The organism is Sphingomonas sanguinis, from assembly GCF_019297835.1.
GTDB classification, from domain to species: Bacteria; Pseudomonadota; Alphaproteobacteria; order Sphingomonadales; family Sphingomonadaceae; genus Sphingomonas; species Sphingomonas sanguinis_D.
The window spans coordinates 1816260-1841093 of sequence record NZ_CP079203.1 but is presented as its reverse complement, the minus strand read 5'-3'; the positions used below and the strand labels follow the sequence as shown (position 1 = coordinate 1841093).

Here is a 24834-nt window from a genome sequence, read left to right as displayed (position 1 = left end):
TGACCGATACGGCTTGGGAGGGCCGGACATGACCAAGGGGGGAATACGCGCCCGTCGCTGGATGGCGGCCGCGGCGATGGCGTTTGTGGGGGCATTGGCGGCGACACCCGCCCAGGCCGAATGGCGCGAGGCGCGGGCGAGGCATTTCATCCTCTATGGCAACATGTCCGAGGACGCGATCCGCACCATGGCGACGCGGCTCGAACAGTTCGACGGCACGTTGCGCTATCTCTACCAGAAACCCGAGGTCGAGGGGCAGGAGAGCAACCCCGTCACCGTCTATGTCCTGCCCAGCGTGTCGGCGGTCCGGCGGCTCTATGGCAAGGGCGGCGACCATATCGCGGGCTTCTACGACGGCCGCGTCTCCGGCTCGGTTGCCTTCACGCCGATGCGGGGCGACGAGGAAGGGCCCAATGCGCTCCAGCCGCAACAGGTGCTGTTCCACGAATATGCCCACCACTTCCTGATCGGCAATTCGCAGGTCGCCTATCCGGCCTGGTATGCCGAGGGCGCGGCCGAGTTCGTCGGCACCGCGCGGTTCGAGGCCGAGGGGATCATGCTCGGCGTCGCCGCCCAGCACCGCGCCTATGGCCTGCTCAACGCCGCCAAGCTGCCGATCGAGACGCTGTTCGATTCGTCGCGGCGCAAGCTGGACCCGATGGAGACCGAACAGGTCTATGGCCGGGGCTGGTTGCTGACCCATTATCTGATGTTCGACGCTACGCGGGTCGCGAACTTCAACCGCTATCTGACCCTGCTCAACGAGGGCAAGTCCAGCATCGCGGCGGGCAACGAGGCATTCGGATCGTTGAAGCAGCTCGACCGCGAACTGGGGCGCTATCTGGGGCAGAGCAAGATTCCGGGGCTTCTGGTCCGGTTCGACCGGCTGCCCAAGGCCGAGGTGTCGGTGCGCGTGCTGAGCGCGGGCGAACAGGCGATGATCCCGTTCCGGATGCAGTCGGATCGCGGTGTCGACAGGAAGACGGCGGGCGAGGTCTATGCCCGCGCCTCGGCGGCGGCGGCGGCCTATCCCCAGGATCCGGTCGCGCAAGGGTGGTTCGCCGAAATGGCCTATGATGCGGGGCAGGACCAGGCGGCCGAGGCGGCGGTCGACCGGGCGCTGGCGGCGAAGCCCGGTCTGCAGCAGGCGCTGCTCTACAAGGGGATGCTCCACCTGCGCCGTGCCGCCGGCGACAAGAGCAAGGACCCGGCGCGCTGGACCGAGGCGCGGAGCTGGATCGTCCATGCCAACCGCGCCGATCCCAATGCCGCCGAGCCGCTTGCGGTCTTCTACAACAGCTTCCGTCTGGCGGGCGAGCGTCCGCGCGAATCGGCGGTGAAGGGGTTGGAGCGCGCCTTCGAACTGGTGCCGCAGGACAAGGGGCTGCGCTTCATGCTGGCCAGCCAGCAGATTTCGGACGGACAGATCGACCAGGCCAAGCGCACGCTGCGCCCGCTCGCCTATGATCCGCACGTCCCGGCCGACAATCCAGCGGCGACATTGCTGGCGCTGCTCGACAGCGGCAATCAGGATGCGGTGAAGGCCGCGCTGGCCAATGCGTCGTCCGGCGGAAAGGACGAATAGCAGGTAATCACGTTCCTTCCATTCCTCCCCTTACAGGGGAGGAATTGGGGGCTGCTTATGGGGTATCGTTCTGGCGCGGCCGGTCGGCTGCCAACAGAGCGCGCGACACCGCCTCGATAAAGGCGATCCGCCGTGCGGGTTCGGCCAGTTGCCGATCGGGGGCGCCGGCGGCGGTGACGATCCGGACGATGCGCTCGCGGGTCGCGTCATCTGCCGGGCGTATGTCGGCGGAGGGCAGTGCTTGGACCAGCGTTTGTTCGTTTTCCTCGAAGGCGATCCGGGCGAGGCCGCGCTCGGTCATCGCCACCAGTAACGGCCCCATCGGCGACGGGACGACCGCCCAGATGATGTCCACCCCCGCGCCACCGCGTCGCCACCGCCCCGGCGCCATGCCGAGCCGCCGGTCGCTGTCCGCATAGAAGCGGCTGGGCGCGGCATAGCCCGCTTCGTACAGCGCGGCGGCGATGCTCGGTTCGGCGGCGAGGGCCTGCGCGGCGCGGGCGGTGCGGCGCGCCCGCGCATAGGCGGCGGGCGTCACGCCGGTTGCGCGCTTGAACAACCGGTGGAAATGATGCGGGGCATAACCGACCCGCGCCGCCAGCATGTCCAGCGCGGGCGGAGCGTCGGCCGCGTCGATCAGGGCGATCGCCGCCGCCACCGCCTGCCGGTCGCGGGTCACTTCGTCGGGCAGGCAGCGCAGGCAGGCGCGGAACCCCGCCGCGCGCGCCGCCTGCGGCGTGTCCAGAAACCGGACATGCTCGCGCCGGGGCCGCCGTGCCGCACAGCTGGGGCGGCAATAGATGCCGGTGGTCTTCACGCCGACCACGAACCGGCCATCGGCGGCGCGGTCGCGCGCGTCGAACGCGGCCCAGGCGGCGTCCTCGTCCAGCTGTGGGGGTGGGGTGTCGTTCATGGCGCGATGCTCGTGGCAAAATCCATTGTGGCTTTCATCCCACGGCTTGCGGCCAAAGCTCTGAAACTTGCGTCACCATCCTGTCATAACATGTGCCACGCACCTTGCATCCAAAGGTTCCCGATGCTAACCGCCCGCCAACCCATCGGAGGCGCGTTTTTCGCGCCCCGTTCCCCATGGGGCCAACCCGTTCGTTGTTCGAGGAATTCGCATCCGTGGAGATGTCCGGCGGTACTATAAGCGGCACAGGCGGCATCCAGGCGAGCCTGGGTGGTCGTTATGCGCTCGCGCTGTTCGAAACGGCTGCCGAGCAGCGTTCGATCGACACGATCGAGGCGAGCCTCGTGACCCTTCGCGACGCGCTGGCCGCCGATAAGGATCTGGCCGCGCTGACCAAGAGCCCGGTCGTGGCGCGCGGGCAAGCGGTCAAGGCGATCCTGGCGGTCGCCGATACGCTGGGCCTCGACGGCGTGACCAAGAATTTCCTCGGCGTCCTCGCCGAGAATCGGCGCCTCTCGGCGCTGCCGCAGATCATCCGTGCCTTCCGCCAGCTGGCCAGCCGCCATCGCGGCGAGGTCGCGGCCGAAGTGACGAGCGCCCACCCGCTGACCGAGGCGCAGGTCGCCGAGCTGAAGCAGCAGCTGCGCACCCGCGTCGGTCGCGAAGTGTCGGTCGACCTGTCGGTCGATCCCGACCTGCTCGGCGGGCTTGTCGTCCGCATCGGTTCCCAGATGATCGATAGCTCGATCCGCACCCGTTTGAATGCGCTCGCCAGCGCGATGAAAGGCTGACGTTCCCATGGATATCCGCGCCGCAGAAATCTCCAAGGTCATCAAGGACCAGATCGCCAATTTCGGCACCGAGGCCCAGGTCAGCGAGACCGGCCAGGTGCTGAGCGTCGGTGACGGCATCGCGCGCATCTACGGCCTCGACAATGTCCAGGCGGGCGAGATGGTCGAGTTCGCCAATGGCGTGCAGGGCATGGCCCTGAACCTCGAAGCCGACAATGTCGGCGTCGTGATCTTCGGCTCTGACGCCGAGATCAAGGAAGGCGACACCGTCAAGCGCACCGGCACCATCGTCGACGTGCCGGTCGGCCGTGGCCTGCTGGGCCGCGTCGTGGACGGTCTGGGCAACCCGATCGACGGCAAGGGCCCGATCGAGGCGACCGAGCGCCGCCGCGTCGAGGTGAAGGCACCGGGCATCATCCCGCGCAAGGGCGTGCATGAGCCGGTCCAGACCGGCCTGAAGGCGATCGACGCGCTCGTTCCCGTCGGCCGTGGCCAGCGCGAGCTGATCATCGGCGACCGCCAGACCGGCAAGTCGGCCGTCGCGATCGACGCCTTCATCAACCAGAAGACGGTCAACGCGGGCACCGACGAGTCGAAGAAGCTCTACTGCATCTACGTCGCCGTGGGTCAGAAGCGCTCGACCGTCGCGCAGCTGGTCAAGACGCTCGAAGAGAATGGCGCGATGGAATATTCCATCGTCGTCGCCGCGACCGCCTCGGAGCCCGCGCCGCTTCAGTTCCTGGCGCCCTATACCGGCACCGCGATGGGCGAATATTTCCGCGACAATGCGATGCACGCGCTGATCGTGTTCGACGATCTGTCGAAGCAGGCCGTCGCGTACCGCCAGATGTCGCTGCTGCTGCGCCGTCCGCCGGGCCGTGAAGCCTATCCGGGCGACGTCTTCTATCTGCACAGCCGCCTGCTGGAGCGTGCGGCCAAGATGAACGACGCCAACGGCGCCGGTTCGCTGACCGCGCTGCCGATCATCGAGACCCAGGCGGGCGACGTGTCGGCCTATATCCCGACCAACGTGATCTCGATCACCGACGGCCAGATCTTCCTCGAAACCGACCTGTTCTTCGCGGGCATCCGTCCCGCCATCAACGTCGGCCTGTCGGTCAGCCGCGTCGGCTCGGCCGCGCAGACCAAGGCGATGAAGAAGGTGTCGGGCTCGATCAAGCTGGAGCTGGCCCAGTATCGCGAAATGGCCGCCTTCGCGCAGTTCGGCTCGGACCTCGACGCCTCGACGCAGAAGCTGCTGAACCGCGGTGCGCGCCTGACCGAGCTGCTCAAGCAGCCGCAGTTCAACCCGCTGCCCTTCGAAGAGCAGACGGCGTCGATCTTCGCGGGCACCAACGGCTATATCGACAATGTGCCGGTGGCGCAGGTCGTCCGCTACGAAGCGGCGATGCTGGCCTATCTGCGCAACGATCATGCCGATGTGCTGGCGATGATCCGCGACACAAAGGATCTGGGCGACGAGGCCAAGGGCAAGCTCAAGGCCGCGCTCGACCAGTTCGCGAAGATCTTCGCGTAAACCAAACATAGCCCTCTCCCCTGGTGGGAGAGGGTTGGGTGAGGGGGCGCCGCAAGCGACCCCGCCCGTGGCAAACCCTCACCCCGACCCTCTCCCGCGAGGGGAGAGGGAGGCAGAAGGACGAAGATGGCGAGCCTCAAGGCCCTCAAGATCCGGATCAACTCGGTCAAGTCGACCCAGAAGATCACCAAGGCGATGAAGATGGTCGCCGCCGCCAAGCTGCGCCGCGCGCAGGAGTCGGCGCAGAACGGCCGTCCCTATGCCGAGCGTCTCGAAGCGGTGATGGCCGGCATGGCCGCGCGCGTCGGTGGCGTCGGCGCGTCGCCGCTGCTGGCGGGCACCGGCAAGGACGATGTCCAGCTGCTGGTTGTCGCCACCTCGGAGCGTGGTCTGGCGGGTGCGTTCAACACCAACATCGTCCGCGCCGCGCGCCGCAAGGCCGAAGAGCTGACCGCGCAGGGCAAGACGGTGAAGTTCTATATCGCGGGCAAGAAGGGGCGCGTGCTGAAGCGCTTCTTCCCGAACGCGATCCTCGCCGATCATGACATGAGCACGATCAAGGCGCCCAAGTTCGACGACGCGCGCACCATCGCCGACGACCTGATCGCCCGCTTCGAGCGTGGCGAGTTCGACGTGGCGCACCTGTTCTACTCGAAGTTCGTCTCGGCGCTGGTGCAGGACCCGGTCTCGCAGCAGCTGATCCCCGTGCCGATGCCCGCGCCCAGCAAAGCCGAAACCTCGGTCGAGGCGGTCGCGGAGTTCGAGCCGAGCGAGGAGGACATTCTCGACGCGCTGCTGCCGCGCAACGTCGCGGTGCAGATCTTCCGCGCGCTGCTGGAGAATCAGGCCGGTTTCTACGGTTCGCAGATGAACGCGATGGACAATGCCACGCGCAATGCGGGCGACATGATCCGCCGCCTGTCGATCCAGTATAACCGCACGCGTCAGGCCGCGATCACCACCGAGCTGGTCGAAATCATCTCGGGCGCCGAGGCGCTCTGATGCGTCTTGCGCTCCTTCTGGGCCTGACGGTCGCTCTGGCCGGATGCGGCCGGGCGTCCGACCAGCCGAAGGAGACGCCCAAGGCCTCGCCGACGCCGTTCGTGAAGGGCGGCTGGGCGACCGTGTTCGGCAATGCGCCGGAGACGGTCAGCCTGCTCGACCGGATGGGCTTTCGCATGAGTGGTTACGCGCCCGTCCAAGGTGTGCACCGCGCGATCGCCCAAGCCACCCCGATGGCCGACCCGTCGGTGTCTCCGGTCAATATGGGCAATCTGATCGTCGAGGGCGACGCAGCGCGGCTGAACGAAGTCCGCTTCTCGCTCGACCTCGTCAATCTCGAGACCAGCCCGTTCGCCAAGACGCAGTTTATCCGCTGGGTGACCAAGCCGATGGATCAACTGGGTCTGGACGGCAAGGATGCGGTTTCGGCCGCGATCCAGACCGAAAGCGCCACCACCGGCCACCTGATCGGCGCCGATTACCGTGTTACCCGTGACAAGATCGACGGTGGCCGCCGTCTGGTCGTAACCTTTACCCGCCCCGAAGCCCGCCCCGAAGCGATTTCGGGCTCTACCGAACCAAGGAAGCAATGATGGCAACCGCCGCTGAGGACATCCGGCCGACCACGGCCACCAACAATGTCGGCACGATCGCCCAGGTCATCGGCGCGGTCGTCGACGTTCACTTCCCCGATCACCTGCCCGCGATCCTGTCGGCGCTGGAGACGGACAATAACGGCAACCGTCTGGTGCTCGAAGTCGCGCAGCATCTGGGCGAGAACACCGTCCGCACGATCGCGATGGACACGACCGAGGGTCTGACCCGCGGCCAGACCGTGACCGACACCGGCAACCAGATCCAGGTTCCGGTCGGCCCCGCGACGCTCGGCCGCATCCTGAACGTCGTCGGCGAGCCGATCGACGAGCGTGGCCCGGTCGCTACCGACCTGCGCGCCCCGATCCACGCCAAGGCGCCTGAGTTCATCGAGCAGTCGACCGAGAGCGCGATCCTGGTCACTGGCATCAAGGTCATCGACCTTCTCGCTCCGTACGCCAAGGGCGGTAAGATCGGCCTGTTCGGCGGCGCGGGCGTCGGCAAGACGGTTCTGATTCAGGAACTGATCAACAACATCGCCAAGGGCCATGGTGGTACCTCGGTGTTCGCGGGCGTCGGAGAGCGGACCCGCGAGGGCAACGACCTGTATCACGAATTCCTCGACGCGGGCGTGATCGCCAAGGACGCCGAGGGCAATGCGATCAGCGAGGGCTCGAAGGTCGCGCTGGTTTACGGCCAGATGAACGAGCCGCCGGGCGCCCGTGCGCGCGTCGCGCTGTCGGGTCTCGCCATCGCGGAATATTTCCGCGACCAGGAGGGTCAGGACGTGCTGTTCTTCGTCGACAACATCTTCCGCTTCACCCAGGCGGGTGCGGAAGTGTCGGCGCTGCTGGGCCGTATTCCGTCGGCCGTGGGCTATCAGCCGACCCTGTCGACCGACATGGGCGCGCTGCAGGAGCGCATCACCTCGACCAACAAGGGGTCGATCACCTCGGTCCAGGCCGTGTACGTGCCCGCCGACGACTTGACCGACCCGGCGCCCGCCACCTCGTTCGCCCACCTGGACGCGACGACCGTGCTCAACCGCGCCATCTCGGAGCTGGGCATCTATCCGGCCGTCGACCCGCTCGACTCGACCAGCCGCGTGCTGGAGCCGCGCATCGTCGGCCAAGAGCATTACGAGACGGCGCGTGCGGTCCAGTCGCTGCTCCAGCGCTACAAGGCGCTGCAGGACATCATCGCGATCCTGGGCATGGACGAGCTGTCCGAAGAGGACAAGCTGACCGTCCAGCGCGCCCGCAAGATCCAGCGCTTCCTGTCGCAGCCCTTCCACGTCGCGGAAGTCTTCACCGGCATCTCGGGCAAGTTCGTCCAGATCGAAGACACGATCCGTTCGTTCAAGGCGGTGGTCGACGGCGAGTACGACCATCTGCCGGAAGCGGCCTTCTACATGGTCGGCGGCATCGACGAAGCCGTCGCCAAGGCCGAGAAGATGGCGCAGGACGCCTGATGTCCGCGCCGCGCCGCGAGGACGCGGTCAACGACGTCTGTCCTTGGTCGGGTAAGCCGATCAGCGACGACGGGTTGACGGTCTATCGCGGCGCGGTGGTCGGCTTCTGCAATCCTGGTTGCCGGGACAAGTTCGACGCGGCCATTGCCGCGTTCGACCGCGCGATTGAAACGAGACCCTGACATGCTGCACTTCGAACTCGTGACCCCCGAAAAGCTCCTTCGTTCGGAGGAAGTGCATATGGTGGTCGTCCCCGGCACCGAGGGCGATTTCGGCGTGCTGGAGGGCCATGCGCCCTTCATGTCGACGATCCGCGACGGCGCGATCCAGGTGTACCGCACCGACAAGGGCGAGCCGGAAGCGATCCAGATCCGTGGTGGTTTTGCCGAGGTGGGGCCGAAGGGCCTGACCGTGCTCGCGGAGCATGCGGGCTAAGCCGATACCGATCGATCCGGCCATGGGGCCGATGACATAATGATGGGGGCATCATGCGGTTGGTCTATGCAATACTGGCGCATGATGCTTTCGATCAGCTCGAACGGCTGATCCACCGCCTGCTGGCGGACGCGCCCGAAGATCGGGTTTGCCTTCACATCGATGCCAAGGTGACGCCACCGGCCGGTTTTCTGGCCGGGCTGTCCGACGCGGTCCGTACGCGGGTGACGATGGTTCGTCCCGCCGTCGCGGTCTATTGGGCACACTGGTCGCAGACCGCCGCCATCGCCCGTCTTCTGGGCGCGGCACTCGCCGAACCTTTCGACCTCGTCCATGTCATTAGCGGCCGTGACTGGCCGCTCTGCTCGCGTGAAGAGATGGTGGCGGCGATCGCGGCGGCCCCGGCGGGGGCGTGCTTCATGGACATTCGCGATGACGATCTGGCGTGGCGGATGAACGACTGGTGCTTCATCGATCGCCATTTGCGATCCCGCCCCGATCCGACGCCACTGTCCTGGCGGATCGCCGTGCTCCGCAGCCGGATGTCGGCCTGGGCTAATCGCCAGATGAAGCGCTGGCGCGGCACCCGGAGCGAGCCGCTGGGGCCGTGGGCGACCAGTTGGGAATGGTGGTCGCTGCCGATGGACGCCGCGACGCAGGTGCGCGATGCCACGGACCGGCTGATGGCGAGCGGGCGGCTGCGCTATACCCAGACCAGCGACGAGCATGTCGCGCCGACCGCCCTGCTGGCGGCGGGCTATGCCGACCGGCTGGTGCCGTCACGCCGCATGGTCCGCTTCGCCCCCGGACAGTGGAGCCCGCTGACGCTGACCCGCAGCGATCTGGAATCGCGCCCGGCCGACGCCTGGTTCGGGCGCAAGTTCGACCTGACGGTCGACCCGGCGTTTCTGGACCTTTGACCGCGATCCGGCCGGGAGGCATCTTCGCCGCCCGCGCGGCTAAAAAAAGGGCGGACCGAAGCCCGCCCTTTCGGATCACTCCGCCGCGACGCCTGCGGCCGAGAACATGTCGCCGGTTTCGCCCGGCTCTTCATTGGCGGCCTTGCTGGCCTTCGCCTTCTGGCGGGTATCGAACGCGTCCCACACGTCGTTCCACTGGCCGCGCGTCGCCGCCTTGGAATATTCGGTCGCGCGCGTTTCGAAGAAGTTCGCATGCTCCACGCCGTTCAGCAGCGGGGTCAGCCAGGGCAGGGGATGCTCGTCGATCATGTAGATCGGCTTCAGGCCCAGCTGGCTGAGGCGCCAGTCGGCGATGTAGCGGATATACTTCTTGATCTCCTTGGGCTTCATCCCCTCGACCGGGCCCATTTCGAAGGCGAGGTCGATGAAATTGTCCTCCAGGCGGATCGTCGTCTGGCACACGTCGGCGATGTCGTCCTTGACCGCCTTGGTCAGGCACTGGCGCTCCTGGCAGAAGGCGTGGAACATGCGGATGATGCCCTCGCAATGCAGGCTCTCGTCGCGCACCGACCAGCTGACGATCTGGCCCATGCCCTTCATCTTGTTGAAGCGCGGGAAGTTCATCAGCATCGCGAAGGACGCGAACAGCTGCACGCCTTCGGTGAAGCCGCCGAACATGGCCAGCGTGCGGGCGATGTCCTCGTCGCTGTCGACGCCGAAATTCTGCATGTAGTCATGCTTGTCCTTCATCTCGGCATATTCGAGGAAGGCGCCGTACTCGCTCTCGGGCATGCCGATCGTGTCGAGCAGATGGCTGTACGCGGCGATATGCACCGTCTCCATGTTGGAGAAGGCGGTCAGCATCATCTTGATCTCGGTCGGCTTGAACACCCGGCCGTATTTCTCGTGATAGCAGTCCTGCACCTCGACGTCCGCCTGGGTGAAGAAGCGGAAGATCTGGGTCAGCAGGTTGCGCTCGTGATCGGTCAGCTTCTGCGCCCAATCGCGGCAATCCTCGCCCAGCGGCACCTCTTCGGGCAGCCAGTGGAGCTGTTGCTGGCGCTTCCAGAACTCGAAGGCCCAAGGATATTCGAAGGGCTTATACTGCTTGGAGGCTTGAAGGAGGGACATGAGGGTTACTCCGGATACGAATCAAATAAGGTGAAGAGGTGAAGGCCGGTTCAGCCGCTGCTCGCCCAGGAGCGCAGAGCGGTGGCGAAACCGACGAGAATGATCCCGCCCATGGCGAACATGGTGCCCGCGATCAGTCGGGCGTAGCGGCCCTGCTCCGACCGGGGGGTGCGGAGTTGCAGCAACAGCGTTGCGCCGATCCCGGTTAACAGGGCGGCAACGCCGTACATGATCGCCGCCCCCGTCATGCGACCATTTCCAGCGTTGCGCGTTCCGAACCCGAACCCAACACAGGAGACGTAAGATGGTCGATGTCAGCCAGATCAAGGAACATGCCGAAGTCGTCGGCGCGGACGGCGTCCATGTCGGCACGGTCGATCACGTCGATGGCGATCGCATCAAGCTGACCAAGAACGACAGCCCCCAGACCCAGGACGGGCAGGGCGCCAAGCATCATTACCTGCCGCTCGGCCTGGTCGCCGAAGTCGAGGGCGACACGGTCCGACTGTCCGCGACCGCCCAGAACGCCGTCGACGAGTTCGAAGAGGCCGAGTGAGCCATTACTCCCTCTCCCCTTGGGAGAGGGAGGGAGCCGCGTAGCGGCGGAAGGGTGAGGGCAGGTCCGGTTCATGCCGGCCTGCCCTTTTTCGCGGACAACCCGCCCTCATCCTTTCCACGCGGCTTTGCCGCGCGGACCCCTTCCTTCTCCCCAAGGGAGAAGGAGATTTGGGTCAACACGCCTTCGAGATTTTGCATCGCGTCTGCATTGCTGACGCGAACCGTCCGATACCCCTCGCGCTCCATGAAATCTTCGCGTGACGCGTCATAGCCTTCTGCGGCGGCGTGCGTATCGCCGTCGACCTCGATGACCAGCTTTTCGGCAAAGCACAGCATGTCGGCGAAGAAAGGTCCCAGCGGCGCCTGATGACGCCATTTCAGATGCGGATAGGTTTCACGTAGTGCGCGGAGCAGGCGACGTTCGGGTTCGGACGCGTCGCGGCGGAGTTGGCGGGCGCGTTGCACCGTGCCGGAGCGATGATTGTCGTAGTGACGCACACCCTCACCCTTCCGCCGCCTTCGCGGCTCCCTCCCTCTCCCAAAGGGAGAGGGATTAGGCTGTCACAATTCGCTCACTGACACGCCAAGCACTCGTCGTAATCGGTCGTTTCCCCGATTTCGAACTTCGGTGCGCTGATCGTGTTGTCGGCCTCGACGCCGCCGCTCCCAGCGAAACCGGCGCGCTGCACCGACTTGGAGCGGAGGTAATAGAGCGACTTGATGCCCAGCTCCCAGGCGCGGAAGTGGAGCATCAGCAGGTCCCACTTTTCCACGTCCGCCGGGATGAACAGGTTCAGCGACTGCGCCTGATCGATATAGGGCGTACGGTCGCCCGCCAGTTCGAGCAGCCAGCGTTGGTCGATCTCGAACGAGGTCTTGAACGTGTCCTTCTCTTCTTGGCTCAGGAAGTCGAGATGCTGGACCGAGCCGCCATGTTCGAGGATCGAGTTCCAGACCGCATCCGAATTCTTCGACTTCGCGATCAGGATCTTTTCGAGATAGGGGTTCTTGACCGAGAACGACCCCGACAGCGTCTTGTGGGTATAGATGTTCGCCGGGATCGGCTCGATGCAGGCGCTGGTGCCGCCGCAGATGATGCTGATCGACGCGGTCGGCGCGATCGCCATCTTGCAGCTGAAACGCTCCATCACGCCGACATCGGCCGCATCGGGGCACGGCCCGCGCTCGACCGCCAGGGTCATCGACGCCTGGTTCACCTGCGCATTGATGTGCTTGAACATCCGCAGGTTCCACGACTTGGCCATCGCGCCCTCGAAGGGGATGTTGCGCGCCTGCAGGAAGCTGTGGAAGCCCATCACGCCCAGGCCGACCGAGCGCTCGCGACCAGCCGAATAGGCGGCACGCTCCATGCCCGGCTCGTGCCGCTCGATATAGTCCTGCAGGACATTGTCGAGGAAGCGCATCACGTCCTCGATGAACTGCTTGTCGTCCTTCCACTCGTCCCAGGTTTCCAGGTTGAGCGAGGACAGGCAGCAGACGGCGGTGCGGTCCTTGCCCTTGTGATCGATACCCGTCGGCAGGGTGATTTCCGAACACAGGTTCGAGGTCGACACCTTCAGCCCCAGCTCGCGGTGATGCTTGGGCATGTTCTTGTTCACATGGTCGGCGAAGACGATGTACGGCTCACCGGTCGCCAGACGGGTTTCGACCAGCTTCTGGAACAGCGCACGCGCGTCGACGGTCGCGCGGACCTCGCCGGTCTTCGGGCTCTTCAGCTGCCATTCGGCGCCGTCGCGGACCGCTTCCATGAAGGCGTCGGGGATCAGGACGCCGTGATGGAGGTTCAGCGCCTTGCGGTTGAAGTCGCCGCTGGGCTTGCGGATTTCCAAGAACTCCTCGATCTCGGGGTGTGAGATGTCGAGATAGCAGGCGGCCGAACCGCGACGCAGCGAGCCCTGGCTGATCGCCAGCGTCAGCGAGTCCATCACGCGGACGAAGGGGATGATGCCGCTGGTCTTGCCGTTCAGGCCGACCGGCTCGCCGATGCCGCGCACCTGGCCCCAATAGGTGCCGATGCCGCCGCCGCGCGAGGCGAGCCAGACATTCTCGTTCCAGGTGGTGACGATGCCGTCCAGGCTGTCGGGCACGGAGTTCAGATAGCAGCTGATCGGCAGGCCGCGACCGGTGCCGCCGTTCGACAGGACGGGCGTCGCGGGCATGAACCACAGCTTCGAGATATAGTCGTAGAGCCGCTGGGCATGTTCGGCATTGTCGGCATAGGCCGAGGCCACGCGCACGAACAGGTCCTGATAGCTTTCGCCGGGCAGGAGATAGCGGTCGTTCAGCGTTTCCTTGCCGAAGTCGGTCAGCCGCGCGTCGCGGGCATGGTCGACCTCGACCGGATAGGGTTGCGGGCGCACCGACTTGGTGTCCGCCGGGGTCGGCGCGGGGGCCGCGTTCTGGGCCGTGTCCGCCGCCATCTTTTCGAGCATATCAGTCGTCATGTCGCTATCCCGGCTATCCCTGAAATCCATCACCGATGCCGCTCCTTTGTTCTTGTTCCGTTCGAGTCGGCGTCCAGCCCTTAGCACCGCGCGCCAAGCGCGTCGCGATCAGGACGAGGGAGGTACGGAATCCCCGGTTTCCGGGCTTCCTCCGCATCCGGTCATGCGTTGCGGCATGACCCCCTTCCTACCAGTGCTTGGGGCCGCTCCCGGCCTCTTCCACAATCCTTAGTGGAAAATCCCGAGCGGCACCGCAAGAGGTTAAAGCATGGGGAGGGGGTTGGTTGCGACGAATGGCGGGCACGCCTGGGCCGCCCAAAAGCCGCGACGCATGGATGTCTGCGGGGTTCGGGAAGCGCAAGTCCCTAAAAATATTTTTTGCGGCGGCAGGTCAGCGCGGGGCGAGCAGGAACAGCGCGATCAGGCCGATGATCGCGACCGCCATCTGGGGCGGACGCAGCCGTGCGAAATGGCCCGGCGCGCCGCCCCAGCTCGCCAGCCAAGGATCGGTCAGCGCGATCGAGGCATAGCCCAGGATAAGCAACCCGAAGCCGGTCGACGGCCCCGCGATCAGCGCCAGCAATCCCAGCGAGAATCGCAGGATCATCGTCGCCATCTGCGAAATATGGGTGCCGCCGGGCGTGAAGAAGCTCAGGCCCCGCGCGACGCCGGCCAGGAAGATCAGGATCGCCGCGCCCCATATCTGCCCGATCAGCAGGGCCAGCGGCGTGCCGGCCCAGGCGGCCAGCGCGGCGAGCGGCAGGACCAGAACCGGCCCATAGCCGAAGACCAGGCTGAGCGCGGGGATTCGGGGCGAGGCCCCTTCCGGCGTCGGGGCGGGGCTGGGGGCCGGGGTCGGGTGGGGGAAGGTCATGACGGCGCGAACGTGCGGTGAGGCGTTCCTATCCCCCGAACCGCCCGCCGGGCTAGATCAGGCCGATCGGCGCTGCGATGGCTCATCGTCGTGGCCATGGTCCAGCCACGGATGATCTGCGGGCAGCGGCGTGGCGAAGGCCAGGCCGACCCGCCCCTCACGCTCCCAGCGGATATAGCAGCGGATCGGTGCATCACCGCCGATCCGGATGCCGACCGCCGCCCCGCCGACGACATAGGCGGGGGGCAGGCCCTCGATCATGACGCCCGCCGTCGAGATGTCGCGGATACGCACGTCGATCGTCGCATCGTGCGACAGGATCTGGGCCGCGCGCAAGGTCTTCACGCGCGGAGGGCGTAGCGATTTCAGGCCGACCGGCTCGGCATGGCCGTCATGTTCGAGCATCGACTGGGGCACGTCGACGGCCTCCATCGGCTTGCCATAGACGAAGCCCTGGATATGGCTGCATCCCAGGCTGCGGATCATCTCGATCTCGTCCTGGATCTCCACCCCCTCGGCGGTCGTCTCCATGCCCAGCGTGTCGGCCATAGTTACGATCGCGCGGATGATCGCGGCATTGCGACTGCCCGTGTGACCCGCGCCGCGCACGAAGGACTGGTCGATCTTGATCTTGTCGAACGGCGCGTGACGCAGATAGCCGAGTGAGGAATAACCGGTGCCGAAATCGTCGAGCGCCAGCCGGATGCCCAGTGCCTTCAACGCCGCGAACTGGCGATGCGATTCCTGATTGTCGTTCAGGAAGACGCTCTCGGTGATCTCCAGCTCCAATCGTGACGCCGGGAGCCCCGAATCGGCCAGCGCTTGCGCGACCAGCGCGGTCAGATGCGGCTTGGCGAACTGGATCGACGAGACGTTGACCGCGACGCGCGCCGCCTGGGGCCAGCCCGCCGCCTCTACGCAGGCGGTACGCATCACCCATTCGCCGATCTGTTCGATCAGGCCGCAATCCTCGGCGACCGGAATGAACTGCGACGGCGGGATGTTGCCCTGTTCCGGATGGTGCCAGCGCAGCAACGCCTCATAGCCGACGATCATCGCGTCGCGGGTCGACACGATCGGCTGATAGACGAGGCGCAGCTGACCCTGTGTCAGGGCGAGGCGCAGGTCCTCCTCCATCCGCTTGCGGTTGCGCGCGCCTTCCAGCATTGCTTCGGCATAGAAACGGTGGACGCCGCGTCCGTCGCCCTTGGCGGCGTACAGGCCCAGATCGGCATTGCGGATCAGCGTCTGCGAATCCTCGCCGTCATGCGGTGCGATGGCGATGCCGATCGAACAGCCGATCGTCACCTCGTTGCCCTGGATGTCATAGGGGCGCGAGAGCGCCGCGATGATCCCGTCGGCCAGCGCGGCCAGCCGGTTGCGCGCGTCGATGCCGGGTAGCAGGATCTGGAACTCGTCGCCGCCCAACCGCCCGACCAGCCCGACATCGCCGACCACCCGCTCCAGCCGCCGTGCGACTTGTTGCAGCAGCAGGTCGCCCGCCTGATGGCCCAGCGTGTCATTGACCGCCTTGAACCGGTCCAGGTCCATCAGGAACAGCGCGGTGGGGCGCCAGGGGTTGACCGACTGTTGCAACGTCTTGTCGAGCGACAGCGTCATGCGCTGGCGATTGGCCAGCCCGGTCAGGCTGTCGAACAGCGCCAAGCGGGTGATCTCGGCCTCCGACCGGCGCTTCTCGGTCAGGTCCGAGCCGGAACCGATAAAGCCGCGAAACCGGCCGATGCTGTCCAGGATCGGGCGGCCGGAGATCGACCACCAGCGCTCGGACACGGTGCCGTCCGCCACCACCGCGCAGACCGTATAGTCGGAAAAGCTGGTGCGCGACGCCATGTGGAAGGACAGGGTCCGCTCGGTACCGGGCGCGGAGGGGTCCATCTGGAACAGCTCGGTCAGCAACTGTCCCCGGCTGTCGATGCCGGAGGCCGCCAGGTCGCGTGACACCTTGTCCGACAGATAGGTCAGCCGCCCGTGCCGATCGGTTTCCCAGAACCAGCCGGTGCCATGCTCCTCGAACTCGGCGATCATCTTCACCGCCTGCTGCCCCTGGCCGAAGGCATGCGCGCGGTCGCGGGCGCCGTCATAATCGATCCGCCCGACCGTCCGCGCCTTCAGTACCAAGAAGAGCAGCGGCGGGACGACCGCTGCCAGCACCGGCAGGATCGACACGCCCCAGGCGAGCGCGGTGACCGGGGCCAGAAACGCGAAGCCGAAGGAATAGCCCAGCAGCGCGCCGCGCACCGCGTTCAGCATCGAGGCCGTCGCCCACATCGTACAGGCCAGCGTCAGCGCCGCCGCCCATCCGCCGGCGCCGTGATGCGCGTTCGCCACGATCAGCAGCATCGGCCCGGTGGCGAGCGCGACGACCAGGCCCATGCCGCTCAGCCACTGTTTCAGTCGATAGAAGGGCCATTGGTGCGATACGCCGCGCCACAGCACGAATCCGAACGCCAGCGTGGCCGCTACCATCAGGCCGCCCGCCACTGCCTTGTCGAAGAAATGACGGGATGGCTCGGCCAAGGCGTCGATCGCCAGGATCGTTGCTACGGCGACGATATTCTGCAGGATCGCCAGCGGCCAGGTGCGGCACAGCGTCTTCAACCGCCCCAGGTGCAGCGAGACCAGCAGCTCGTCATTATCCTCGACCAGCCCCATCAGGGCCAGGAAGGACAGGTTCGTGGAGGGGGCGGGCGACATGCGGTGCGGGGGTTTCCAGTTGGTCGGATCAACCCTAGGGTAACTGAGGTTAAGATTGCTTGAAGTCGGCCGCATCCATTGCGCCAGCCCTGCCGCTTTCGCTAAGGACGGGTGCATGACGACCCTCATCCGCGACACCGACCTGATCGAGAGCGTGGCCGACGCGCTCCAGTTCATCAGCTATTATCACCCGATGGATTATATCCGCGCCCTGGGTAAGGCCTATGAGGCCGAGAAGAGCCCGGCGGCCAAGGATGCCATCGCGCAGATCCTGACCAACAGCCGGATGTGCGCGGAGGGGCATCGCCCGATCTGCCAGGACACCGGCATCGTCACGGTCTTTGTGAAATGGGGCCAGGATTGCCGCCTGTCGGGCGACCGCTCGCTCCAGGAGGTCGTCGATGAGGGCGTGCGCCGCGCCTATCTCCACCCCGAGAACAAGCTGCGCGCCTCGATCCTCGCCGACCCGGCCTTCACCCGCCGCAACACCAAGGACAACACCCCCTCGGTCCTGCATGTCGAGATGGTGCCGGGCAACACGGTGACGGTCGACGTCGCGGCCAAGGGTGGCGGCTCGGAGAACAAGTCGAAGTTCAAGATGATGAACCCGTCCGACTCGATCGTCGACTGGGTGTTGGAAATGGTGCCGCAAATGGGGGCGGGCTGGTGCCCGCCCGGCATGCTGGGCATCGGCATCGGCGGCACGGCGGAAAAGGCGGTCCTGCTCGCCAAGGAATCGCTGATGGGCGCGATCGATATGGGCCAGCTGAAGGAGCGCGGTCCGCGCAACGATATCGAGGCGCTGCGCATCGAGCTGTTCGACAAGGTCAATGCGCTGGGCATTGGCGCGCAGGGGCTGGGCGGCCTGTCCACCATCCTCGACGTCAAGATCCTCGACTGGCCGACCCATGCCGCGTCCAAGCCCGTCGCCATGATCCCCAACTGCGCCGCGACCCGCCACGCGCACTTCACGCTGGACGGCTCCGGCCCGGTCTATCTGGAAGCGCCCAAGCTGGAGGAATGGCCCAAGGTCGACTGGAAACCGGACCTGCAGACGGCAAAGCGTGTCGACCTCGACGCGCTGACGGCGGACGAGGTGAAGAGCTGGAAGCATGGCGACCGGCTGCTCCTGAACGGCAAGATGCTGACCGGCCGCGACGCCGCGCACAAGCGGATCAAGGACATGCTCGATCGCGGCGAGGAACTGCCGGTCGAGTTCAAGGGCCGGGTGATCTATTATGTCGGCCCGGTCGATCCGGTCGGCGAGGAAGTGGTCGGCCCCGCCGGTCCCACCACCGCGACCCGCATGGACAAGTTCACCCGCATGATGCTCGACCAGGGCCTGCTGGCGATGGTCGGCAAGGCCGAGCGTGGTCCCGCCGCCACCGACGCGATCCGCGAATACCAGTCCGCCTATCTGATGGCGGTCGGCGGTGCGGCCTATCTGGTCGCCCGTGCGATCAAGGGATCGAAGGTCGTCGGTTTCGAGGATCTGGGCATGGAGGCGATCTACGAGTTCGACGTGGAGAATTTCCCCGTCACCGTCGCGGTCGATTCCGAGGGCCAGAACGTCCACACCCTGGCCCCGCTGGTGTGGCGGGATAAGATCGCGAAGGAAGGTCTGCTGACCCCGGCGTGATCCGGCGCGAACGGAGGGGGGACTATGTACCCCCCTTCCGTTCAGCCTGAGCGAAGTCGAAGGCCAAGGGAAACCCGAGGTTTCGGAGCCGCTCAGGCAAGGTCATGGTATCGCGATGTCATCGCTTGGCTTTCACTGAGGCTGAACGTGGGCAGGGAGAGGCTTACTCCTCCTCCTTCTGCCACCGCACCGCCCAGCTGGCATGGGCGGTCGGCCCCGCGTTGAGGATCGCGAAGAGCAGAAACAGCGTCTGGGTACCGACTTGCATCAGCGCCCCCCGGGGATAGTCGAACGCGGTCGCGCCCATCAGCAATACCAGAGCGGTCATAGTCGTCACCGCGAAGACAGCGAACGTCACCAAATAGGCCCGCGACCGAATCACCCGGTCCCATTCGTCGGCCTTTTCCATGCCGCCAAAGGGCTTGAGCGGCCCCCAAATCTGCACGAAACAGCCGATCGCAAAGCCGATCATCTCGGTGCCATAGCCCAGCGATGCGGCCGGAAAGCGCATGCCATTGGCGACCGAAAAGCCGTAACCGCCAAAGGCCAGCACCAGCGCAAGCGTCGCTGGCCAGCGCAGCGGACGGCGGCGCGGCGGCTGCTCGGTCAGCGCGGGCACGCCGGTCCAGCGAACCATCGCATCGAGCCGTTCGAAAAGCCGTTGGTTCGTCACAGCGTCTCGTCCTCCGCATCGGGCATGGGGACCATGAATTCGGCGAAGGTGGCGGGCAGGCTGACACCGACGACCAGCAGAGTGACGAGCCAGCTGGTCCATTGCATCGGCCGGGTTGGCACCGGGTATCCAAGGCCGGGCGCGGTGATCATCCAACTGATCAACACGGCGACCAGACCGATATAGGCCGCAAAGGCCCGCGCAGTGGCCCGCAGCAGTGCGGCCTGTTCGAATTCGTCGTAAACACCCTGGCCCCGGTCGGTGGCCCAGCTATCCCGTGCAAACGGGGACATCGACATGAAAAGGCCCGGCAGGAAGGCGAGAAACGGCGATGGATGATCGTTTGTCCCGTGGAAGGCGGCCATGGATAGCGCGACCACCGTCGATCCCGCCATCGCCCACCGCACCCAGTAGCGGCGGCGCCGCCGCTCCATCTCGTTGGCGCCCCACTTGTGGATATCATAGCCATCGCGATAGCCGCTCATGCGTTGCACTCCTGTTCAGGAAAGGGAATGGCGATTTCGGCCAGCAGCGCGGGCAGCGTCGTGAACAGCGACGCCAGCACCATGGCCCAGAGCAGCCAGGATCGCGCGCCGAGCACGACCGGCGCACCCGCTTGGCTCGCCCAGGCGGCGGCCAGGGTGAGCGCGATCAAAAATGCCGCGATCGCCGCATGGGCGCGTGCGGTGGCAATGCCCAAAGCCGCCGCCTCGAACTCGTCATATCGGCCGCGTCCCGGAAGGAACAGCGGCGTGCGGGCGAATGGCGACAGGCCGAAGGCGTTGGTGATGTTGAGGGACGTCAGCGCCAACAACAGCCCGTCGGGTTCCTTCCCCGCCACGGTAACGGCAAGTGCGACGGCGACCGGCCAGATCATCCCGAAAGCGAGCGCCCAGCGGACCCATTTGCGCCGCCGGATTACGGGGGCGGGCGGCTCCACGACTTCGAAGCGGGCATCATAGCGCATGGGGGCTCTCCCTGCGGATATGTCGGTCGCGGCTCATGCAAGGTCCTCCTTGTCGGGGAAGGGGATGGCGAATTCGGCGAACAAGGCGGGCAAGTTGCTTGCGATGGCGGCGAGTGCGAGCGCCCAGACCGCCCAGTTGCCCCAGCGATGCGGCATTGGTAAGCCATTGGCGCTGGCGATCGCGCACCATCCCAATGCGCCTGCGCCGAGCAGGGTGACGACCCAATAGGCACGCAGCGTCGCACGCATCAGAGCGGCGCGTTCGAACTCGTCATAATCCCCGAGCGACCAGCTTCCCTTGGCGAACGGGGAACGCCCTGAGGGAAGACTCATCGTGGCGGTCGCGACGAACCAACTGATAGGCAGGCCGCCATGGCCAACCGGCAGCCAAAGTTGCGCGATGCCCAGGGCGACGCTGCCGATGACCGCGACCAGCAGCCACCATCGCAAATGGCGGCTGCGGTAAGGGCGGTCCCCAGCAAACTCCGGCGGCCTTTCCCCCGGCGCGTAGCGGCCGGTCCAGCGGCGGCTGTCATGGCCCATCAGGCGTCTCCATCTCTGCGCAGCGCGTCGGTGAGCGATGGGAAGGGGGTGAGGGAGAAGACCAGCTCGACCGGCGCGTCGAAATAGGCGGCGATCTTCAGGCCGAGTTCGAGGCTGGGCTTATAGTCGCCGCGTTCGAGATAGCCGATGGTCTGCGGATTGACCCCGACCGCTTCCGCCAGCTCACGCCGCGATACGTTGCGGTCGTTCCGGAACAGGGCGATGCGGTTGTGCATATAGGTAGGCTATATGCCTTGTTGTGTTTACACAACGATTCGTTTTGAAGGAGCGAATAGCGCGTAGCAGGTCATTCCTCCCCTGCAAGGGGAGGGGGACCATGCGCAGCATGGTGGAGGGGTGTCCCGCTATCGAGAGGAGGGACAACTCTCCGTCAGGCTTTCGGCCTGCCACCTCCCCTCGCAGGAGAGGAAAGGGGATCAATTCTTGTAAAGCGAGTCCAGTCGCTCGCCGTAAACTTCGCGCAGGACGTGGCGGCGGATCTTGAGGGACGGCGTCAGCTGCTGGTTCTCGATCGCGAAGGGTTCGTCGGCGATGATGAAGCGGCGGATACGCTCGGTCACCGACAGATCGCGGTTCACCCGGTCGATCGCGGCCGAGATGGCGCCGCGGAAATCGAGATCGTCGTCCAGCGCGGCGCGGTTGCACCCCGTGCCCGACCTGGCGCACCATTCGGCGGTCCATTCCGCGTCGGGCACGATCAGCGCGACCATATAGGGCCGCCGGTCGCCCGCGATCATCGCCTGGCCGATCTCGGGTTGCAGGGTCAGCATACCCTCGACCTTCTGGGGGGCGACATTCTCGCCCTTGTCGTTGATGATCAGGTCCTTCTTGCGGTCGGTGATGCGCAGGCGACCCGCCGCGTCGATCTCGCCGATGTCGCCCGTGTGCAGCCAGCCGTCCTTCAGCACCCGTTCGGTCTCGGTCGGGTTGCGCCAGTAACCGTGCATGACCAGTTCGCCGCGCACCAGGATCTCGCCATCCTCGGCGATCCGCACCTCGGTATTGTCGAGCGGCGGGCCGACCGTGTCCATCCGCACGCCGGCCTTGGGCCGGTTGCAGGCGATGACCGGCGCGGCCTCGGTCTGGCCATAGCCTTGCAGCAAGGTGAGGCCGATCGAGTGGAAGAACAGCCCGATCTCGGGGTTCAGCGGCGCGCCGCCCGACACCATCGCCTTCAACCGGCCGCCGAACTTCCTGGCGATCTTGGGCTTGAACAGCGTGTTGACCGCCAGTTGCGCAGGGCGATCAATCAGCCGCAAGCGGCCGTCATAGCTCTTGGCCCCCAGCACCAGCGCTTGGTCGAGCAGCCGTGCGCCCAGCCCGCCCTTCTTCTCGATCGCCTTGGCGATGCGGGTGTGCAGCACCTCGAACAGGCGGGGCACGACGAACATGATCGTCGGGCGCACCTCCTCGATATTGGCGGCGAGCTTGTCGAGCCCTTCCGCATAATAGATCTGTCCGCCCAGCGAGATGGGGAAATGCTGCCCCCCGGTATGTTCATAGGCGTGGGAGAGGGGGAGGAAAGACAGGAACACCTCGTCGTCCCAGCCGAAATCCTCGGCGATCACCGCGCTGCATCCGGCGCAATTGTGCAGGATAGCGCCGTGATGCTGCATCACGCCGCGTGGCGCGCCGCCGGTGCCCGAAGTATAGATGATGCAGGCCAGGTCCTCGCGGGTGAAATCGGCCTGGGCCGCAACCACGACGGGATCGGCGGGATGCTCGGCGATCATCGCATTGTACTGGCGGCACTCGATCTGGCTCGGCCCCAGCTTCAGCGGCTCGATCCCGATCACCGTCTGGACATGGTTGGAGCGCAGCGCGGCGGGCATCAGCGTCGTCGCCAGCTTCTGGGTCGAGACGATGATCGCGCGCGCGCCCGAATTCTCGATGATATGCGCATGGTCGCGCTCGGTATTGGTGGTGTAGGTCGGCACGGTGACGCCGCCCGCCGCCATGATGGCAAGGTCGGCGATGCACCATTCGGGGCGGTTCTCCGACACCAGCATCACCCGGTCGCCGCGTTGCAGCCCGGTGGCCTTCAACCCCGCCGACAGGCTGGCGACCTGACGCGCGGTTTCGGCCCAGCTGATCGAGCGCCAGGCGCCGCCTTCCTTGCGCCAGAGAAAGGGCGCATCCCCCTTCTCGGCGGCGCGCGTGAAGAACATGGTCACGAGATTGGGAAAATATTCGAGCGTACGCATGGTGCCTCTCCCACCGGCCCGTATCGCACGGGGTAACGCGCGACCGGGCTCTTGGTTTATCTTATTCCGCCGGACGACCCGGCTTATCGCCGACGCGTCGGATCGCGGTCGTCCGGCCGGTCACGTCGATCGCCGCGCCCTCGCTGCGCGGATCGGCGGCACCGACCCAGCGGCCACCGGCCCGCTCGATGGCATTGGCCTTCAGCCCCATCGGCGCGACGACCACCGTCTCGCCCAAGGCTTGCAGGCCGGGGACGAGCGCTTCGAGCGAAGTGCCCTGTTCGACCGTCGCGACCTTGTACGGCGCGAAGAGCAGTCCTTGCGCGATCGCATCCTGCGCGCTCAGCTTCCAGTCGATGACGCCGATGATCGCCTTGGCGACCTGGGCGATGATGGTCGATCCGCCCGCCGCGCCGACCGCCAGGCGGACCTTGCCGTCGGGGCCATAGACGATGGTCGGCGACATGGAACTGCGCGGGCGTTTGCCGCCCTCGACCCGGTTGGCGACCAGATCACCGCCCTTGACCGGCACGATGTCGAAATCGGTCAGCTCGTTGTTCAGCATCGTGCCGTCGACCGACAGGCCCGAGCCGAACGAACCCTCGACGGTGGTGGTCACCTCGGCGACGTTACCGGCGGCGTCGACGGTGACGAGATCGGTGGTGCCGGGCACCTCGCTGATCGGCGCGCGGACACGAGGCGGGGCACCGGGCGGCGTACCGGGCGACACCGACGCCATGGTGCGGTCGGGCGCGATCAGCGCGGAGCGGCTGGCGATATAGGCCGGGTCGAACAACCCTTTCAGCGGTACGCGGACATAATCGGGATCGCCCAGATACATGTCGCGGTCGGCATAGGCCAGGCGTGAGGCTTCGGCGAACAGATGCCAGGCTTGCGGAGAATCCTTGCCCAGTCTGCCCATGTCGAAGCGTTCGAGCAGCTTCAGGATCGACAGCATCGTCGAACCGCCGCCCGAGGACGGCCCCATGCTGCAAATCCGATAACCGCGATAGGTCGCGCAGAGCGGCGGTCGCGGCTTGGCGGCGTAGGAGGCCAGGTCGCCGGTCGTCATTTTCGACGGATTGCGCTGCGCGGTATTGACGGTCGTGACCAGCTTCTGCGCCTGTGGCCCGATATAGAAAAAGTCGGGGCCGAGCTTGGCGATGCGTTCCAGCAGTGCGGCCTGTTCGGGGTTGCGGATGACGCTGCCCAGCGGGAGGACCTGTCCGTCCGCGCCGGTCAACCGCGCGCGGGTGGCGGCATCGACATGGCCGCCATAGCGGGTCAGCGCGGTCTGGAGGCGTGGGGTCAGCTGGAAACCGTCTCGCGCCAGCCGGATGGCGGGCTGGAACAGCCGCGCCCAGGGCAGCTTGCCGCCCTGGGCATGGGCCAGCGCCATGCCGCGCAATGCGCCGGGCACGCCGACGCTGCGTCCGCCGGGGACGGCATCGGCATGACTGAGCGGGCGGCCATCGGGGCCGTAGAACCAGTCGGGCGTCGCGGCCATCGGCGCGGTTTCCCGCGCGTCGATGGTGTTGGTGCCGCGCGCGTCATGGCGCACCCAATAGCTGCCGCCGCCGATGCCGGAGCTTTGCGGCTCGACCACATTCAACGCCAGCATCGTCGCGATGGCGGCGTCGGTCGCGCTGCCGCCCGCCCGCAATATCTCGACCCCGGCGGCGGCGGCGCGGGGGTCGGCAGCGCTGACCATCCCTTCGGCGGGGGCCTTAGCGGGGGCCTTGGCGGGCTGGCGTGCTTCGGCGGGCGCGGCGAACGGCAGCGTCAGCGCCGCCATG

General features: G+C 66.2%; 25 protein-coding genes. 11 read left to right on the top strand and 14 right to left on the bottom strand.

The features are described 5' to 3' along the window. Positions 1-28 precede the first annotated feature (28 nt). Entirely contained in the window at positions 29-1585 is a 1557-nt protein-coding gene (locus KV697_RS08480; protein ID WP_257575746.1) for a hypothetical protein, read from the top strand. Between the two features lie 55 nt (positions 1586-1640). On the opposite strand, the gene KV697_RS08475 is transcribed toward KV697_RS08480, so the two are convergent. Further along, positions 1641-2498 (bottom strand): bifunctional transcriptional activator/DNA repair enzyme AdaA, encoded by an 858-nt coding sequence (locus KV697_RS08475; RefSeq protein WP_219020908.1) that lies wholly within the window; start codon positions 2496-2498, stop codon positions 1641-1643. A 221-nt stretch (positions 2499-2719) separates the two neighbouring features. Here KV697_RS08475 and KV697_RS08470 point away from each other — a divergent pair, with 221 nt between their 5' ends. From KV697_RS08470 to KV697_RS08435, 8 genes are all read left to right on the top strand, one after another. Next, complete coding sequence (locus KV697_RS08470) at positions 2720-3289, top strand: F0F1 ATP synthase subunit delta (protein WP_183952715.1); 570 nt, start codon at positions 2720-2722, stop codon at positions 3287-3289. Positions 3290-3296: 7 nt separating this feature from the next. Further along, on the top strand, positions 3297-4826 hold the full coding sequence (atpA, locus tag KV697_RS08465; RefSeq protein ID WP_007406897.1) for a F0F1 ATP synthase subunit alpha: 1530 nt from the start codon (positions 3297-3299) through the stop codon (positions 4824-4826). Positions 4827-4952: 126 nt separating this feature from the next. Continuing rightward, complete coding sequence (locus KV697_RS08460; RefSeq protein WP_219020907.1) at positions 4953-5828, top strand: F0F1 ATP synthase subunit gamma; 876 nt, start codon at positions 4953-4955, stop codon at positions 5826-5828. Then, positions 5828-6421, top strand: coding sequence for a hypothetical protein (locus KV697_RS08455; protein ID WP_219020906.1), 594 nt, complete (start codon positions 5828-5830; stop codon positions 6419-6421). The genes KV697_RS08460 and KV697_RS08455 overlap by 1 nt, the downstream gene beginning before the upstream one ends. Further along, a complete protein-coding gene (gene atpD / locus KV697_RS08450; protein ID WP_219020905.1) occupies positions 6421-7893 on the top strand; it encodes a F0F1 ATP synthase subunit beta in 1473 nt (490 codons plus the stop codon). The genes KV697_RS08455 and atpD overlap by 1 nt, the downstream gene beginning before the upstream one ends. Then, entirely contained in the window at positions 7893-8075 is a 183-nt protein-coding gene (locus KV697_RS08445; RefSeq protein WP_058718239.1) for a hypothetical protein, read from the top strand. The genes atpD and KV697_RS08445 overlap by 1 nt, the downstream gene beginning before the upstream one ends. 1 nt (position 8076) lies before the next feature. Then, entirely contained in the window at positions 8077-8328 is a 252-nt protein-coding gene (locus KV697_RS08440; RefSeq protein WP_058718238.1) for an ATP synthase F1 subunit epsilon, read from the top strand. Positions 8329-8381: 53 nt separating this feature from the next. Then, positions 8382-9248, top strand: coding sequence for a beta-1,6-N-acetylglucosaminyltransferase (locus KV697_RS08435; RefSeq protein ID WP_219020904.1), 867 nt, complete (start codon positions 8382-8384; stop codon positions 9246-9248). Positions 9249-9323: 75 nt separating this feature from the next. Here KV697_RS08435 and KV697_RS08430 read toward each other — a convergent pair whose 3' ends face one another. Next, positions 9324-10379, bottom strand: coding sequence for a ribonucleotide-diphosphate reductase subunit beta (locus KV697_RS08430; RefSeq protein WP_219020903.1), 1056 nt, complete (start codon positions 10377-10379; stop codon positions 9324-9326). Between the two features lie 50 nt (positions 10380-10429). After that, complete coding sequence (locus tag KV697_RS08425) at positions 10430-10627, bottom strand: hypothetical protein (protein WP_219020902.1); 198 nt, start codon at positions 10625-10627, stop codon at positions 10430-10432. Positions 10628-10683: 56 nt separating this feature from the next. Here KV697_RS08425 and KV697_RS08420 point away from each other — a divergent pair, with 56 nt between their 5' ends. Then, positions 10684-10935, top strand: coding sequence for a DUF2171 domain-containing protein (locus tag KV697_RS08420; protein WP_219020901.1), 252 nt, complete (start codon positions 10684-10686; stop codon positions 10933-10935). A gap of 71 nt (positions 10936-11006) precedes the next feature. Here the strand turns inward: KV697_RS08420 and KV697_RS08415 are convergent, their stop codons facing one another. The 4 genes from KV697_RS08415 to KV697_RS08400 all read right to left on the bottom strand — a co-directional run bounded on the left by KV697_RS08415 (position 11007) and on the right by KV697_RS08400 (position 16991). Continuing rightward, a complete protein-coding gene (locus KV697_RS08415; protein ID WP_219020900.1) occupies positions 11007-11435 on the bottom strand; it encodes an endonuclease domain-containing protein in 429 nt (142 codons plus the stop codon). A 74-nt stretch (positions 11436-11509) separates the two neighbouring features. Then, positions 11510-13432, bottom strand: a complete 1923-nt coding sequence (locus tag KV697_RS08410) for a ribonucleoside-diphosphate reductase subunit alpha (protein ID WP_219021311.1) — start codon at positions 13430-13432, stop codon at positions 11510-11512. A gap of 361 nt (positions 13433-13793) precedes the next feature. Continuing rightward, complete coding sequence (locus KV697_RS08405; protein ID WP_219020899.1) at positions 13794-14276, bottom strand: DUF3429 domain-containing protein; 483 nt, start codon at positions 14274-14276, stop codon at positions 13794-13796. Positions 14277-14333: 57 nt separating this feature from the next. After that, positions 14334-16991, bottom strand: coding sequence for a putative bifunctional diguanylate cyclase/phosphodiesterase (locus KV697_RS08400; RefSeq protein ID WP_257575740.1), 2658 nt, complete (start codon positions 16989-16991; stop codon positions 14334-14336). A 115-nt stretch (positions 16992-17106) separates the two neighbouring features. Between KV697_RS08400 and KV697_RS08395 the strand changes: the two genes are divergently transcribed. Continuing rightward, positions 17107-18630, top strand: a complete 1524-nt coding sequence (locus KV697_RS08395; protein ID WP_219020898.1) for a fumarate hydratase — start codon at positions 17107-17109, stop codon at positions 18628-18630. A 163-nt stretch (positions 18631-18793) separates the two neighbouring features. Here the strand turns inward: KV697_RS08395 and KV697_RS08390 are convergent, their stop codons facing one another. The 7 genes from KV697_RS08390 to ggt all read right to left on the bottom strand — a co-directional run bounded on the left by KV697_RS08390 (position 18794) and on the right by ggt (position 24833). Then, on the bottom strand, positions 18794-19303 hold the full coding sequence (locus KV697_RS08390) for a hypothetical protein (RefSeq protein WP_219020897.1): 510 nt from the start codon (positions 19301-19303) through the stop codon (positions 18794-18796). Beyond that, positions 19300-19788: a hypothetical protein gene (locus KV697_RS08385; protein WP_219020896.1), complete on the bottom strand. Its 489-nt coding sequence runs from the start codon at positions 19786-19788 to the stop codon at positions 19300-19302. Before KV697_RS08385 ends, KV697_RS08390 begins: the two co-directional genes overlap by 4 nt. Beyond that, a complete protein-coding gene (locus KV697_RS08380) occupies positions 19785-20270 on the bottom strand; it encodes a hypothetical protein (protein WP_219020895.1) in 486 nt (161 codons plus the stop codon). The genes KV697_RS08385 and KV697_RS08380 overlap by 4 nt, the downstream gene beginning before the upstream one ends. Positions 20271-20303: 33 nt before the next feature. Beyond that, entirely contained in the window at positions 20304-20813 is a 510-nt protein-coding gene (locus tag KV697_RS08375) for a hypothetical protein (protein WP_219020894.1), read from the bottom strand. Then, positions 20813-21049, bottom strand: coding sequence for a helix-turn-helix transcriptional regulator (locus KV697_RS08370; protein ID WP_219020893.1), 237 nt, complete (start codon positions 21047-21049; stop codon positions 20813-20815). The genes KV697_RS08375 and KV697_RS08370 overlap by 1 nt, the downstream gene beginning before the upstream one ends. A gap of 201 nt (positions 21050-21250) precedes the next feature. After that, on the bottom strand, positions 21251-23038 hold the full coding sequence (locus tag KV697_RS08365; RefSeq protein WP_219020892.1) for an AMP-dependent synthetase/ligase: 1788 nt from the start codon (positions 23036-23038) through the stop codon (positions 21251-21253). A gap of 61 nt (positions 23039-23099) precedes the next feature. Then, positions 23100-24833 carry a gamma-glutamyltransferase gene (gene ggt, locus KV697_RS08360; RefSeq protein ID WP_219021309.1) on the bottom strand — a complete coding sequence of 578 codons (1734 nt, stop codon included), beginning with the start codon at positions 24831-24833 and terminating at the stop codon, positions 23100-23102. Position 24834 lies beyond the last annotated feature (1 nt).